This is a genomic window from Vibrio sp. B7 (genome assembly GCF_963888765.1).
Lineage (GTDB): Bacteria > Pseudomonadota > Gammaproteobacteria > Enterobacterales > Vibrionaceae > Vibrio > Vibrio anguillarum.
Genome location: NZ_CAWPKR010000040.1, coordinates 132,372 through 146,850 on the forward strand (window position 1 = coordinate 132,372; position 14,479 = coordinate 146,850).

Sequence of the window (14,479 nt, forward strand, 5' to 3'; positions counted from 1 at the left end):
TAAATAACCCATAGAGGGCTTTCTGGAGTGGGAAGCGGGAGAAAACAACAATTCTTGAAGTCGAACTATCGACAGAAAGGATGGTTTGGGTAAACTCAAGCCTGTTACTGGCTCTTGATTGATGGAGCCTATCGGTAAACAGATTAAAAAGAGAATATATCTATGTACCAGGATTTAATTAAAAGTGAATTGACCGAAGCGGCTGACGTGCTAAACAAATTTCTTAATGATGAGCATAACATCGCTCAAATTGAGGCCGCCGCAAAACTGATTGCCGACTCATTTAAGCAAGGCGGGAAAGTGCTCTCTTGCGGTAATGGCGGTTCCCACTGTGATGCAATGCACTTTGCTGAAGAGCTAACGGGGCGCTATCGCGAGAATCGTCCGGGTTATCCTGGTATTGCTATTTCAGATCCAAGCCATTTGTCTTGCGTTAGCAATGATTTTGGTTACGATTTTGTATTCTCTCGCTATGTGGAAGCGGTGGGTTCAAAAGGCGATGTCCTGTTTGGCCTATCGACTTCTGGTAATTCGGGGAACATTTTGAAAGCGATTGAAGCGGCCCAAGCCAAAGGGATGAAGACCATTGCACTGACCGGTAAAGATGGTGGGAAAATGGCAGGTTTAGCGGATATCGAGATTCGTGTCCCGCACTTCGGCTACGCGGATCGTATCCAAGAAATCCATATCAAGATCATCCACATCGTTATCCAACTGATTGAAAAAGAGATGGCGTAAGAAGTTCAACATCGTTCTTTTCTTTTAATGTGTTTGTGGTTGTAAAAGGGAGTGCATTAAACCATGTGTGAATTGCTCGGTATGAGTGCCAATGTGCCGACTGATATTTGCTTTAGTTTTACTGGGTTGATTCAGCGTGGCGGCAACACGGGGCCGCATCGTGATGGTTGGGGAATCACTTTCTATGAAGGGAAGGGGTTTCGCACCTTTAAAGACCCTAACCCTAGCTTTCAGTCAAAAATTGCAGAGCTTGTGCAGAGTTACCCTATAAAAAGTCGGGCAGTGGTTAGCCATATTCGTCAAGCAAATCGGGGGGGGGTGAATTTGGAAAATACTCACCCATTCACTCGAGAATTGTGGGGGAGATATTGGACGTTCGCTCACAATGGACAATTGGCTGATCACCAGCAGCTAGAAACTGGGCGCTATCGCCCTGTTGGTGAAACGGATAGCGAGCAAGCTTTCTGTTGGTTGTTAAAGCAGTTAGAAGCGCGTTATCCTGAACCGCCTCAAGATATGCTCAGCATGTTTCAATTCGTTGCGAAGTGTTGCGATCAACTTAAGATGCAAGGTGTGTTTAATATGCTACTTTCTGATGGTGAGTTTGTGGTGACCTATTGCACGAATCATCTGTACTGGATTACTCGACGCGCCCCCTTTGGGAAAGCAAGTTTACTTGATGAAGATGTCGAGATTAACTTCCAAGAAGAAACAACGCCTGATGATGTTGTGTCAGTGATTGCGACTCAGCCACTGACGGGAAATGAAACTTGGCAACGAATGAAGCCAGGCGAATATGCGATTTTCCATTATGGCGAATACGTTGATGGCAATGCGCAGTCCTTAGCTGACATTCCGTTTGCCGCGGCAAAGCCAGGCTGCCAAGCACCTATTTAAGTTTTTTATTCTTAAGCTTGTTCTATTTACTGCTGTTTGAATCGTATTTGAGATGACAATAAAAAAGGTTGCTGTTGAGGCAACCTTTTTCGCACTATTCAGAGATACGATTTATTCATCGAAAGCATAACCATGCATGCCAAGTAATTGGCCATCTAAATAGGCTTTACCTTCACGCATTTCCAAGCGTCCTTCAACGAACCATTGTGCCACTAGTGGGTAAATTCGATACTCTTGAGCTTGGACACGTTGAGTCAGAATCTCAACGGTATCTTCATCAAAAATAGGCACTTTTGCTTGTAGAATGACTGGGCCACCATCAAGTTGTTCAGTCACAAAATGCACACTGGTGCCATGTTCTTCATCACCCGCGTGAATCGCGCGTTGGTAGGTATTCAACCCAGGATATTTAGGAAGTAAAGAAGGATGAATATTGAGCATCCGTCCTAAATAGTGACGCACAAACTCACCACTCAGAATACGCATGTAGCCAGCAAGAATGATTAAGTCAGGCGCGTATTGGTCAATTTTCTCCATCAATACCGCATCAAACGCATCTCGCGTGTCAAAGGCATTTGGGTCAATATGCACCGCCGCCGCACCTGCTTTTTTAGCTCGTTCTAAGCCATAAGCAGTTGCTTTGTTTGAAAAAACAGCCGTTACTTTGCCATCTTTAATTTTCGTTTCACACGCATCAAGGATAGCCTGTAAGTTGGTGCCATTTCCTGAAACTAAAACAACAATACTTTTCATCAGTTATTTGATCTCTACTTGCTCTTCATCGAGTTGAGCTTCAGCAATATGACCGATAACCCACGCATTTTCGCCTTCCGCTTGCAGTAATTGAACCGCCGCTTGTGCTTGATCCATTGGAAGCGCAACAATCAGTCCTACACCACAGTTAAATGTGCGGTACATTTCGTGAGTGGTTACATTCCCTTTTTCTTGCAGCCATTGGAAAATAATTGGCCATTCCCAGCTATTGCCGTCAATCACCGCTTTCGTCCCTTGCGGAAGAACGCGAGGAATGTTTTCCCAGAAACCACCGCCAGTAATGTGTGAAATGGCGTGAATATCGTGCTCGGCGATCATTTTAAGCGCTGATTTGATGTAAATCTTGGTTGGTGTCAGTAAGTGCTCACCAATTGTTTTGCCAGCTAAGTCTTCATTTTTGTCGGCACCTGATACTTCGAGGATCTTGCGAACTAATGAATAGCCGTTTGAGTGAGGGCCGCTAGAGCCAACCGCAATCAGAGCATCACCTGCTGCTACTTTTGAGCCATCGATGATCTCTTCTTTTTCAACCACACCGACACAAAAGCCAGCGACATCGTAATCTTCACCTTCGTACATACCCGGCATTTCAGCGGTTTCACCACCGATCAAAGCGCAACCTGCTTGCACACAACCATCGGCAATACCCGACACCACATCAGCAGCTGTATCTACATCCAATTTGCCCGTGGCGTAGTAGTCCAAAAAGAAAAGCGGTTCAGCACCTTGAACAATCAAATCGTTAACACACATTGCAACCAAGTCAATGCCAATGGTGTCGTGCTTATTCATATCCAATGCGAGGCGAAGTTTTGTGCCAACTCCATCGGTGCCAGAGACTAAAACAGGATGTTTATATTTGGTTGGTAGCTCGCAAAGCGCGCCAAAACCACCAATGCCACCCATAACTTCAGGGCGACGAGTGCGTTTGACGGCGCCTTTAATTCGTTCAACAAGTGCATTGCCTGCATCAATATCTACGCCAGCATCTTTGTAACTAAGAGAAGTGTTATTACCGCTCACGGGGAAGTCCTCGGTCATAAGTTGGATATGAAAACGGCGCTATTCTAACAGGGCTTAAAACAAAAAGGAAAACGTTTGCATCAGTTTTTTTGTTTATAATTGGCACTGAAATTAGCATAAAAAGTGTGTACAATTCGAAGGTTTGTTTAAATGTCGTCGGAGATGAAAATGAAAGTTGTTGAAGTTAAACACCCTCTAGTTAAGCACAAACTTGGGTTAATGAGGGAAGGGGATATCAGCACTAAGCGTTTTCGTGAGTTAGCTACAGAAGTGGGTAGCCTACTAACTTATGAAGCAACCTCAGACTTTGAAACAGAAAAAGTGACGATTGAAGGCTGGAATGGCCCAGTTGAAATTGATCAAGTCAAAGGTAAAAAAGTAACGGTAGTACCTATTTTGCGTGCTGGTCTTGGCATGATGGACGGCGTTTTAGAGCACATTCCAAGTGCGCGGATTAGTGTTGTTGGCATCTATCGTGATGAAGAAACACTTGAGCCTGTCCCTTATTTCAACAAACTCGCTTCTAATATTGAGGAGCGAATTGCGCTTGTGGTTGACCCAATGCTGGCAACTGGCGGTTCCATGATTGCGACAATCGATTTGCTCAAGGAGCGCGGCTGTAACCAATTTAAAATTCTCGTTTTAGTTGCAGCGCCTGAAGGCATCGCGGCGTTAGAAAAAGCGCACCCTGATGTTGAGCTCTATACGGCGGCAATTGATGAGAAATTGAATGATAAAGGTTATATCGTTCCTGGTCTTGGCGATGCTGGTGATAAGATTTTTGGTACGAAATAAGCGTTAATTTTATACTGTCTTAAAGGAGAAACGAAAGTTTCTCCTTTTTTATAGTTGTTTCAGTGATGCGTCATTACGGTCATTTTATTGCTCAACAGAATTAACGCATTGTTCGATGATTATTTTTTAAGACTTAACGTACGGCTTTTTCTGTGGCTATTAGCTGGAGTACCTTGTGATGAATTTGTGGGTCGGCGCGGTGCTCTTTTTGTATTTGGAGCATGGCGAAACTCATCGGCATTGCGTCCTTGGAACGTTTTTGGCTTTTGATTTCTGCGTGCCGTTGAGGTTTGATTTTGCTCACGACTATCAAACAGTTTTGCATCGGTAGCTTTGCGAATACGCTTACCCGTCACATCAAGCTTGGACGCGCCTTCCGTACCGCAAGAACTCTCACACATTGCTAATATTTCAGCGACTTCCTCGTCGCTTAAATAACGCCATTCACCATTCGGGATACCGTCTAGGCTGATGTTCATAATACGAACTCGGCGTAGTTTAAACACTTCGTAACCTAAGGCCTCACACATACGACGAATTTGACGGTTTAACCCTTGTGTTAACACAATTCTAAAGGAGAACTTCGTTTCTTGGGTTACTTTGCAAGGCAGTGTCACCGTATCAAGAATTTCCACGCCAGAGGCCATCTTATGTAAAAATTCGTCGGTGATGGGTCTATCTACTCGGACGACGTACTCTTTTTCATGGTTATTACCAGCACGTAATATCTTATTGACTATGTCACCATCGTTAGTCAGAAAGATCAGCCCATCAGATGGTTTATCTAATCGACCTATCGGGAAAATACGTTTGTGGTGGCCAATAAAATCAACAATGTTACCTGGAATATCGCGCTCTGTTGTGCAGGTGATTCCAGTCGGTTTGTTAAGGGCAATGTATATCAGTTTTTCTTTTGATTTTAATGGATTACCATCAATGCACACCTCATCGTTCGGCGTGACTTTAGTGCCCATTTCCGGCAATAGTCCATTGATGGTTACTCGGCCTTGTTCAATTAACTTATCGGCCTCTCGACGAGAACAGAAACCAGTTTCACTGATGTATTTGTTTAAACGGATGGTAGCTTGTTGTGACATAGGTTGCTCTTACGTTTCCCAACGGCGGTGAATAAAAATAAAGCAACACTCTGAGTGTTGCCTAGTAACGTTGCGATATTTTAGCAGTTAATATTAATTAACCAAGGCGTTTTTAATGACACTCATGGTTTCCAGCCTTTCCCCATCACTTTTCCTCAACAAGATATAGACGGCATTGACGTCTTTATTTATGCGAAGAGGGAATGCTTTTATTTGTATGAGAAAATGGAAACTATTTTGAGACAGGTGTTCTTATCGAACCGTTCTTGAGTAGCCGAATGATGCCATTCATCAAGAAGATAGAGTTATTAACGCGATAAAAAACCGGAGCAGACAGATAATCGACCCCGGTGCATAGCGTCACACTATTTTTCAATAGGTGCTAAGCGATCTAGTGAGGAGATTTGTCATTCATCACTTTATAAATGAAGAAACCGCCATAAAACAGCATAAGACCAAAAGCACCAAAGATTACTATCATTGAAGATAGTCCCACAGCATTACCAAATAGGAGATCAAGCCAAAAGTCCATGTTTCCTCCAAAGTTTCGAAGACACAGCCAAGTTAAAGTTTGCTCTGTTTGTTGACACTGATCTGGATCAATTGTGTTGCATAGGTTAACTTGATGTTTCTGTTGGTGTGTAATTAGTCACGTTTTTATGTGTATTTGATGGTGATTTAGCCAATGAGTTTGTTATTTGATGGAAATAAGATTAAAGGCTTGCGTCTTAATTTTAGATGAGTAATATACGCATCCGTTCTAGACAAAAAGCTCGGAACTGCTCGTTAAGTGCAGAGCAAAAATTTCGGTGAATAGCGCAGCTTGGTAGCGCATCTGGTTTGGGACCAGAGGGTCGGGGGTTCGAATCCCTCTTCACCGACCATCTTTAAAAGCCTCGCAGTAATGCGGGGCTTTGTTACATTTGGAAACGGTAAGTTTTCGTTACCAAAGAGAAAAGGGTTCGCCTCTTTCACTATCTGGCTCTTCACCGACCACATTAAAGGCCTCGCAGTAATGCGGGGCTTTGTTGCATTTGGAAGTGGTAAGTTTTCGTTACCAAAGAGAAAGAGGTTCGCCTCTTTCACTGTTCACCCTTCTCCGAGCAAATTCAACTATTGAAAATAGCAGTCAATATTCCACGATAATAAATAGCATTAGGATGTGTAAAAAACGTCACTTTAGCGCATTTTGACGTTTGATGAGTCATTACAATTTATGACCTATATCACAATTTAACCTGCAAAATCCCTTTAATGAACTTCTCGCCTTGTAGTGAGTAGTGATCTCTATTCATAAATTCATTTTTGTTATGCATTTTTATGTGATCTTTCTCAAGTTAAACTCGTCAAATAATAAATTACGGTTTTGACGTCAAGTTTAATCTATTGATTTTAAATGGTTTTGTTTTGATTGTATTTTAGAGAATTTGAACTGGATCACTTCGTGTAGCTAATTATTTTACGCTTAGAAATAACTCCTTGTATGGTGAATGCCTTAGGTCACAAGCCTTTATGCTTGTTGCTGTTTTGAGTCCTTTTAACAGGATATTGGGTTTTTATTTTAAAGGTAGGGTGAGTCAAATGTTGAAACCTAGTTTGATTGCTGTTTCGGTTATCGCCACATTATCAGGTTGCTCTTTGTTGCAATCACCAGAGCAGAAAGTAGTCGATGCGCTGGCGGAAAATTTGGATATTCATTACACCGTATTAACCAATCACGGGGCAGATGAAGGATTGGCATGTCAGGCTCTCGAAGCAGAATGGGCATCGTGTAATAAAGTGAACATGACCTTGGTTAACCAAGGTGAAGCTGTGAATTCAAAGCAGTGGGCTATCTATTTCCACAGCATTCGACTTATTCTGGATGTTGAAAATGATCAATTCAAAATTACCCGTTTAACGGGTGATTTACATAAGCTTGAACCTACTGATAAATTTGATGGTTTTTCTGCTGGCGAAGAGGTTGTTTTGCCTCTGGTCGCTGAATATTGGCAGTTGTTTGAAACGGACTTTATGCCGCGTGCATTCGTTACGGCGCCCAATACAGAGCCTAAACTTATTGTATCTCTCAACACAGAGGACACGTCGTCATTTGTGCGTGGGCTTGAGGGTGACAATATAAAACGCACCACCAGCGATAATAATGTGTTTGCCACGGCCATCAGCCGATTTGAGAGAAATAGCGATGTATCACTGCAAGATGTATCAACGGCTCTGTTACCAACGCCTCTAAAAACAACGCTCGGTCAAGGTGTTGTTGACATTAATCGCGGCCTTAAGCTTGATGTGAAGGACTTTGCGACGGATCAGTTTTCAGCATTGCAGGCGCGTGCTAAAACGATTGGGCTGAAGCTTGATGGAGAGTTGGCGGTTGGTGTTGCGATTACACCGAGCGAATTTTCTGACCAGATGGCGACATCAGGTGCTTATGAGTTGGAGATTGCACCGAATGCTATCTCTATTCGTGCATTTGATGAGGCGGGAGCTTTCTACGCCGTTCAATCTATTTTGGGTTTAGTGGATAGCCAGAATGTCACAGCGCTGCCAGTGATCCACATCGAAGATGCTCCACGTTTTGATTACCGTGGTGTGATGGTGGATGTCGCACGTAACTTCCATTCTAAGCAAGCGATTTTGGCCACGTTAGATCAAATGGCGGCTTATAAGATGAATAAATTACATCTTCATTTGACCGATGATGAAGGTTGGCGTTTAGAAATTCCGGGCTTACCTGAATTGACCGACATTGGTGGGCAGCGCTGCTTTGATTTAGATGAGAAAAACTGCTTGCTGCCACAGCTTGGCTCCGGTCCAAATTCTGATAACTTTGGCTCAGGTTATTTTAGTCGAGCCGATTACATTGAAATCCTCAAGCACGCTAAAGCGCGCAATATTGAAGTGATTCCTGAAATTGATATGCCAGCCCATGCTCGCTCTGCGGTTGTTTCAATGGAGGCTCGTTTTGATCGTTTGAGCCAAGAGGGGAAAACCGAACAGGCTAGCCAGTATCGCTTGATGGATCCTCAAGACAGCTCCAATGTTACGACGGTTCAGTTTTATGATAAGCAGAGTTTTATTAACCCTTGTTTAGACTCGTCTAAACGTTTTGTGGACAAGGTGATCACTGAAGTGGCCTTGATGCACAGTGAGGCGGGCATGCCTTTATTGACTTGGCATTTTGGTGGCGATGAGGCGAAAAACATCAAATTGGGCGCGGGTTTCCAAGATATTAATGCGACGGAAAAAGTCAGTTGGAAAGGTAACTTAGATCTTTCACAACAAGATAAACCATTTGCGAAATCGCCACAGTGCCAAGCATTAGTCAGCCAAGGAGTAGTAAGTGACTTTGCTCATTTACCGAGTTATTTTGCTGAGCAAGTGTCGGAAATTGTCGCCGATAAAGGGATTGAGAATTTCCAAGCATGGCAAGATGGCTTGAAATACAGCGAGGGAGAATCCTCTTTTGCCACGCGCAATACACGTGTGAACTTTTGGGATGTCCTCTATTGGGGCGGTACAAGCTCTGTTTATGAATGGGCAAAACAAGGTTACGACGTAATTGTTTCTAACCCTGATTATGTCTACATGGATATGCCTTATGAGGCGGATCCTAAAGAGCGCGGTTATTACTGGGCCACCCGTGCGACCGATACGCGCAAAATGTTTGGTTTTGCACCGGAAAATATGCCGCAAAACGCTGAAACTTCATTAGATCGTGATGGTAATGGTTTTGTCGGTAAAGGAGAGGTGACGTCGAAACCATTCTACGGCTTGTCAGCTCAATTGTGGTCAGAAACGGTTCGTAATGATGAGCAGTATGAATATATGGTTTTCCCTCGAGTGTTGGCTGCCGCTGAACGTGCTTGGCATAAAGCGGAGTGGGAAAACAACTATAAAGTAGGGGTTGAATATTCTCAGCAAACGAACTTAGTCAATAAGTCTGCACTGAATCAAGATTGGACTCGTTTTGCTAATATTGTTGGGCAACGTGAGCTGGCGAAACTGGAAAAAGCTGGCATTGATTATCGCCTGCCAATTCCCGGAGCTAAGATTGAAGCGGGTAAATTGTCGATGAATTCGTCATTCCCAGGTGTTGAGCTGCAATACTCATTAGATGGTCAACAATGGCTTACTTACTTGAGCATTGAACAACCGAAGGTGTCCGGTGAGGTCTGGATCCGTTCTATCTCTGCTTCAGGCGAGCGAGTCAGCCGAGTAACTAGCGTTAAATAACTGTAGCCATATCAAGGCACTCAAATGAAAGCCTCCGCATCTGTCGGAGGCTTTATTACATAAAATCAATTACCTTCGTGGTGAGCAAACTCAAACACCTGACCTTGCTCGTTAAAAGCAAAAACCGAATAGGCTTCTTTCTTATCACCAGATTCCATACCTGGAGAACCGATTGGCATGCCGGGCGCGGCTAACCCTTTGGCATTTTTCGGTGGATTAGCGAGAAAGGCTTGAATGTCTGTGGCTGGAATGTGACCTTCGAAAACATAGCCGTCGATAACGGCTGTATGGCAAGAGGCGAGCTTGGGTGTAATGCCCAATTGTTGTTTTATCGCCGTCATATCTTCTTGCAATTGCTCGTTAACCTTAAATCCTGCTTGTTGCATGTGAGTGGACCACTCAGTACAGCAGCCACAATAAGGGGATTTGTAATTGGTCACCTCGGTCACCGTGGCGAATGCGGAGTAGCTCATAAGAGACAAGGTGCTAAGCATAGCGGCTGTGATCATTTTCATTTTTATCTAACCTCTAAGAGTGAAAAGGGGATTTAAATAGACGTAAGCGGTTAGCGTTGCTCACGACTGTGATTGAGGACAAAGCCATTGCCGCTCCTGCAACTACAGGGCTGAGTAAAAAGCCAAAAGCGGGATAAAGCACGCCAGCGGCAATGGGAATGCCGAAGGTGTTATAAATAAACGCGCCCAATAGGTTCTGCTTCATGTTTTTTACCGTTGCTTTAGAAAGAGCGATAGCATTGACTACGGCAAGCGGTGAGGAGTTGAGCAATGTCATTTGCGCACTCTCTATTGCGACATCACTGCCACTGCCCATTGCGATACCAATATCGGCTTGCGCAAGGGCTGGCGCATCATTAATACCATCACCGACCATGGCGACGATTTGGCCTTTCTCTTGTAACTGAACGATTTTTTGTGCTTTTTGATCTGGAAGTACTTGAGCGATCACTTGCTGTATGCCTATTTGTTTGGCGATTGCAGTGGCCACGCTTTGGTTATCTCCGGTTAGCATCACGGTACGAATGTTCATTTTGTTCAGTGTGCTGATAGCTTGTGCAGCGTTAGGTTTGATTGGATCAGCAATTGCGATGAGACCTTTGAGTTCACCGTTAATGGCAACCGCGACCGGAGTCCAAGCTTGCTCTGCGTAGTGTTCAATGGTTGTTTGTGCTTGAGTAAGAGGAACGTCCAGTGACTCAAGGTGCGATAAAGAGGCAACGACGACGGAATCACCGCCAATATTTGCCATTAGCCCTTTGCCTCTTAGGTTGGTAAATTGCTCGACTTCGGCGCTGGTTGATACCAGCGGTTGCGCATAATGGCAGATAGCCTTGCCAAGAGGATGTTCAGAGCGCAGTTCCAAAGCGTAAACAAGGGTTAACAATTTGTTATCTTCAATTCCCCACGTGACTAAGTTCTGAACGGTTGGCTTGCCTTGAGTGAGCGTACCTGTCTTATCAAATACTACAGTGGTGATTTTGCTTGCCGATTGCAATACATTGGCATCTCTGATCAAGATACCCATTTCAGCGGCTTTGCCAACTCCTACTGTAACCGAGAGTGGAGTAGCTAGACCCAAGGCACAAGGGCAGGCAATGATCAATACTGTTGTCGCAACAACTAGCATATAACTGGCCTTAGGTTCGGGGCCTACAAAGTACCAAATCAGAGCAGAAAATAGGGCAATCATAATCACTGTCGGTACAAAAATAGCGGATATCTGATCTGCCAGTTTGGCGATGGCTGGTTTACTGCTTTGCGCCTGACGCACCATTTGGATGATGCGCGAGAGCATGGTTTGCGCCCCTACGCCGGTGGCTTCGATGACTAAGCTGCCATCATGATTGATGGTACCTGCCGCAATGGCATCGCCTGCCACTTTTAGGACGGGGATCGGCTCGCCAGTGAGCATGGACTCATCAACATAAGATTCACCGCTGAGGACTTTGCCGTCTATCGGCACTTTTTCTCCCGGTTTTATGCGCAGTTGCATACCAAGTTGTACTAATTCAACCGCAATCTGTTGATCGCCTTGCGCCGTGATGCGTGTTGCTTGTTGTGGCTGCAAGTTAATTAAGGCTTGTAAGGATTGGGTTGTCTTCGCTTTGGCTTTCGCCTCAATATAGTGGCCCAGTGAAATCAAACCGATAATCATCGCGCTGGCTTCAAAGTAAACATGACGCGAGGCTATGGGAAACCAAGTTGGGTAAATCACTACCAACATTGAATAGGCCCAAGCCGCTCCAGTTCCTAGGGCGACTAAGCTATCCATGGTGGCGCGCTTATGGATTAACGCAAGCCAAGCATGGCTAAAAAAGTGGCGGCCAGCGGTGGCTAATAGGGCTAAGCACACAATGCCGATAACGCCCCAGTATATTTGCTGCTGAGTGGTCACAATCATCATGCTGCCACCAAGAAGGCCCCAAAGCATTAACGGAATACCCATTATTAAACCTAGTAATGCATTGGTTTTATGTTGCTTTTGTAAATCAAGTGATTGCTGTTTTTGTTTTTCTTGCTGTTGGGCTGGATCATCGACTCGCTCTGCACGGTAGCCTGCATGAGTAATGGCATTGAGCAATTGCCGTTCAAGGTCAGCGATATCTGCTTGCGAGAGCACTAAGGCGCTTTGTTCCGCTAAATTGATTTGCGCTTTTTGTACGCCGTTAACACTTAGAAGTGCTTTTTCCACCGAAGAAACACAGCTTGCGCAAGTCATTCCTTGGATCAGTAAGTGGGTACTAACCAAACCCGTTGTTGAGACTTCTGTCTCTTGTGCGAGTGGCTGTGTATCGCTAACCAAGGTTGTGGGTTGCGATGAGGGCAGAGGATCGCTGTTCGTGCTGAGCAAGGCTTGATAGCCTAAGGATTCGATAGCGGCGATGAGTTCACTTAAAGAGGCCGAAGTGCTCAGCTCGATGAATGTGGGTGACAGCTGGTGGATTTGTACCTCAAATTCTTGTTTGAAATGCTGCTCAAGTTTCTTCGCGCAACCCATGCATTTCAGCCCTGATAAAGGCAATTGAAAGCGTTTCATTGAAAAATTCCTCATAAAGCAACTCAATAGCTAGAAGCATAAACCTTACCTTTAGGGCAAGGTCAAGTTCCACTAAAGGAAAGTTAAGCGAATTTTAAGCGTTATTCTTGAGCGCAGAAAAACGAAAGGCAATCGAGGATTGTAGATTTAGCCGTCAGTGGTAAAATGTCGCCACTTTTTATCCTGGTACTTGCAGTGGACATGTTCTCCGCTGTCTTTTTATCCCTAAGGAAATCAAATGACGGTTAAAACTCGTTTTGCTCCTAGCCCGACAGGCTATCTTCACGTTGGTGGTGCGCGTACTGCACTTTACTCTTGGCTTTATGCAAAAAGCCAAGGTGGTGAGTTTGTTTTGCGTATTGAAGACACCGACCTAGAGCGCTCGACGCAAGAAGCCGTAGACGCGATTCTTGAAGGTATGACTTGGCTAGGTTTGAATTGGGATGAAGGCCCATATTTCCAAACTAAACATTTTGATCGTTATAATGAAGTTGTCGATAAGCTGCTTGCTGAAGATAAAGCCTACAAATGTTACGCCTCTAAAGAGCTGTTAGATGAAGTTCGTGCCGAGCAAGAAGCGAACAAAGAGATGCCGCGCTACGATGCTGATCACCCAAAAATCAAAGCGGTTAACGACGCCGCAAAAGAAGGGGATCCGTGTGTTATCCGTTTCCGTAATCCTAAAGAAGGCAGCGTAATTTTTGACGACCAGATCCGCGGTCGTATCGAAATCTCCAACAGCCAGATGGATGATCTGATCATTCGCCGTACCGATGGCTCACCCACCTATAACTTCTGTGTGGTGGTGGATGACTGGGATATGGGGATTACTCATGTCGTTCGTGGCGAAGATCACATCAACAACACACCTCGTCAAATCAACATTTACGAAGCGTTAGGTGCTCCTGTACCTGTGTTTGCGCACTGCGCAATGATCTTAGGTGACGACGGCGCGAAGCTATCTAAACGTCATGGCGCTGTTTCTGTGATGCAGTATCGCGATGAAGGTTATCTGCCTGAAGCACTGAATAACTATTTAGTTCGTCTAGGTTGGTCTCATGGCGACCAAGAAATTTTCTCGCGTGAAGAGATGATTCAGTTCTTCAGTTTAAATGCTATTAGCAAATCGGCATCTGCATTTAATACTGATAAGTTGTTGTGGCTGAACAATCACTACATTAAAACATCAGAGCCTGAATATGTTGCAAAACACCTTGAATGGCACTTTGAGCAACAAGGCATAAGTAAAGACAACGGCCCAGCATTAGCTGAGATCGTTAAACTGGTTGGTGAACGCTGCAATACCTTGGTTGAACTTGCTGCTCAATCTCGTTACTTCTTTGAAGATTTTGCTGAGTTTGATGCTGATGCGGCGAAAAAACACTTGCGCGGTGTGGCGAAAGAGCCGCTAGCACTTGCTTTAAGCAAATTAGAAGCATTGAGTGACTGGACAACGGAAAACCTGCACGCTGTCATCGCTCAAGTGTGTGAAGAGCTTGAAATCGGTATGGGTAAAATAGGCATGCCGCTGCGCGTTGCTGTCACTGGCGGTGGTCAATCGCCATCGGTTGATGCTGTTATGCAACTGATCGGCAAAGAGCGTGTCATTGCTCGTATCAATATGGCATTGGCCTTTATTGTTGAGCGTGAAGCGAACGCTCAATAAGTCAATCATACGAACAACGCTTTGAACCGCAGCTTATGCTGCGGTTTTTTTTTATATCGGCTTTGTTAAATCCTTTGGTGTAGAGCACTGACAATATTTCACAAAACGATGACAGAGAATAAACTAATGCGCTATTTAAGCTTTCTTTAGATACAGTATAGTGGTTCCGAGTTATGCAGGTATGTGTGTAGGCGAAAAGTAA

General features: G+C 44.5%; 11 protein-coding genes and 1 tRNA gene. 6 read left to right on the plus strand and 6 right to left on the minus strand.

What is annotated here, in order from left to right; all coding sequences use genetic code 11:
* Positions 1-162: 162 nt before the first annotated feature.
* A complete protein-coding gene (lpcA, locus tag AACV32_RS17455; RefSeq protein WP_010320095.1) occupies positions 163-738 on the plus strand; it encodes a D-sedoheptulose 7-phosphate isomerase in 576 nt (191 codons plus the stop codon).
* A gap of 63 nt (positions 739-801) precedes the next feature.
* Positions 802-1,635, plus strand: a complete 834-nt coding sequence (locus tag AACV32_RS17460) for a class II glutamine amidotransferase (protein ID WP_017049703.1) — start codon at positions 802-804, stop codon at positions 1,633-1,635.
* A gap of 111 nt (positions 1,636-1,746) precedes the next feature.
* On the opposite strand, the gene purN is transcribed toward AACV32_RS17460, so the two are convergent.
* Positions 1,747-2,388, minus strand: a complete 642-nt coding sequence (gene purN / locus AACV32_RS17465) for a phosphoribosylglycinamide formyltransferase (protein WP_017047307.1) — start codon at positions 2,386-2,388, stop codon at positions 1,747-1,749.
* 3 nt (positions 2,389-2,391) lie between these two features.
* A complete protein-coding gene (purM, locus tag AACV32_RS17470; RefSeq protein WP_010320092.1) occupies positions 2,392-3,432 on the minus strand; it encodes a phosphoribosylformylglycinamidine cyclo-ligase in 1,041 nt (346 codons plus the stop codon).
* A 168-nt stretch (positions 3,433-3,600) separates the two neighbouring features.
* Between purM and upp the strand changes: the two genes are divergently transcribed.
* Positions 3,601-4,227 carry a uracil phosphoribosyltransferase gene (upp, locus tag AACV32_RS17475; protein ID WP_026027908.1) on the plus strand — a complete coding sequence of 209 codons (627 nt, stop codon included), beginning with the start codon at positions 3,601-3,603 and terminating at the stop codon, positions 4,225-4,227.
* Between the two features lie 119 nt (positions 4,228-4,346).
* Here upp and rluF read toward each other — a convergent pair whose 3' ends face one another.
* Both rluF and AACV32_RS17485 read right to left on the minus strand, forming a co-directional pair.
* Positions 4,347-5,324 carry a 23S rRNA pseudouridine(2604) synthase RluF gene (gene rluF, locus AACV32_RS17480; RefSeq protein ID WP_170895523.1) on the minus strand — a complete coding sequence of 326 codons (978 nt, stop codon included), beginning with the start codon at positions 5,322-5,324 and terminating at the stop codon, positions 4,347-4,349.
* A gap of 391 nt (positions 5,325-5,715) precedes the next feature.
* On the minus strand, positions 5,716-5,856 hold the full coding sequence (locus AACV32_RS17485) for a DUF3149 domain-containing protein (protein WP_010319399.1): 141 nt from the start codon (positions 5,854-5,856) through the stop codon (positions 5,716-5,718).
* A gap of 275 nt (positions 5,857-6,131) precedes the next feature.
* On the opposite strand from AACV32_RS17485, the gene AACV32_RS17490 reads away from it, so the two are divergent.
* Together AACV32_RS17490 and AACV32_RS17495 are read left to right on the plus strand one after the other, a co-directional pair.
* Positions 6,132-6,208, plus strand: a tRNA-Pro gene (locus AACV32_RS17490).
* Between the two features lie 697 nt (positions 6,209-6,905).
* Positions 6,906-9,557, plus strand: a complete 2,652-nt coding sequence (locus AACV32_RS17495) for a beta-N-acetylhexosaminidase (protein ID WP_026028791.1) — start codon at positions 6,906-6,908, stop codon at positions 9,555-9,557.
* A 65-nt stretch (positions 9,558-9,622) separates the two neighbouring features.
* Here AACV32_RS17495 and AACV32_RS17500 read toward each other — a convergent pair whose 3' ends face one another.
* On the minus strand, positions 9,623-10,072 hold the full coding sequence (locus tag AACV32_RS17500) for a DUF411 domain-containing protein (RefSeq protein WP_017049700.1): 450 nt from the start codon (positions 10,070-10,072) through the stop codon (positions 9,623-9,625).
* A gap of 13 nt (positions 10,073-10,085) precedes the next feature.
* Positions 10,086-12,611, minus strand: a complete 2,526-nt coding sequence (locus AACV32_RS17505) for a heavy metal translocating P-type ATPase (RefSeq protein WP_249339510.1) — start codon at positions 12,609-12,611, stop codon at positions 10,086-10,088.
* A gap of 238 nt (positions 12,612-12,849) precedes the next feature.
* On the opposite strand from AACV32_RS17505, the gene gltX reads away from it, so the two are divergent.
* Positions 12,850-14,277 (plus strand): glutamate--tRNA ligase, encoded by a 1,428-nt coding sequence (gltX, locus tag AACV32_RS17510; RefSeq protein ID WP_017047302.1) that lies wholly within the window; start codon positions 12,850-12,852, stop codon positions 14,275-14,277.
* The last annotated feature ends 202 nt before the right edge of the window (positions 14,278-14,479 follow it).

Coding starts and splice junctions, on each gene's coding strand:
- AACV32_RS17505 (WP_249339510.1), bottom strand. CDS start 12,611: ATGAAACGCTTTCAATTGCCTTTATCAGGGCTGAAATGCATGGGTTGC.
- upp (WP_026027908.1), top strand. CDS start 3,601: ATGAAAGTTGTTGAAGTTAAACACCCTCTAGTTAAGCACAAACTTGGG.
- AACV32_RS17460 (WP_017049703.1), top strand. CDS start 802: ATGTGTGAATTGCTCGGTATGAGTGCCAATGTGCCGACTGATATTTGC.
- gltX (WP_017047302.1), top strand. CDS start 12,850: ATGACGGTTAAAACTCGTTTTGCTCCTAGCCCGACAGGCTATCTTCAC.
- AACV32_RS17485 (WP_010319399.1), bottom strand. CDS start 5,856: ATGGACTTTTGGCTTGATCTCCTATTTGGTAATGCTGTGGGACTATCT.
- AACV32_RS17495 (WP_026028791.1), top strand. CDS start 6,906: ATGTTGAAACCTAGTTTGATTGCTGTTTCGGTTATCGCCACATTATCA.
- rluF (WP_170895523.1), bottom strand. CDS start 5,324: ATGTCACAACAAGCTACCATCCGTTTAAACAAATACATCAGTGAAACT.
- lpcA (WP_010320095.1), top strand. CDS start 163: ATGTACCAGGATTTAATTAAAAGTGAATTGACCGAAGCGGCTGACGTG.
- AACV32_RS17500 (WP_017049700.1), bottom strand. CDS start 10,072: ATGAAAATGATCACAGCCGCTATGCTTAGCACCTTGTCTCTTATGAGC.
- purN (WP_017047307.1), bottom strand. CDS start 2,388: ATGAAAAGTATTGTTGTTTTAGTTTCAGGAAATGGCACCAACTTACAG.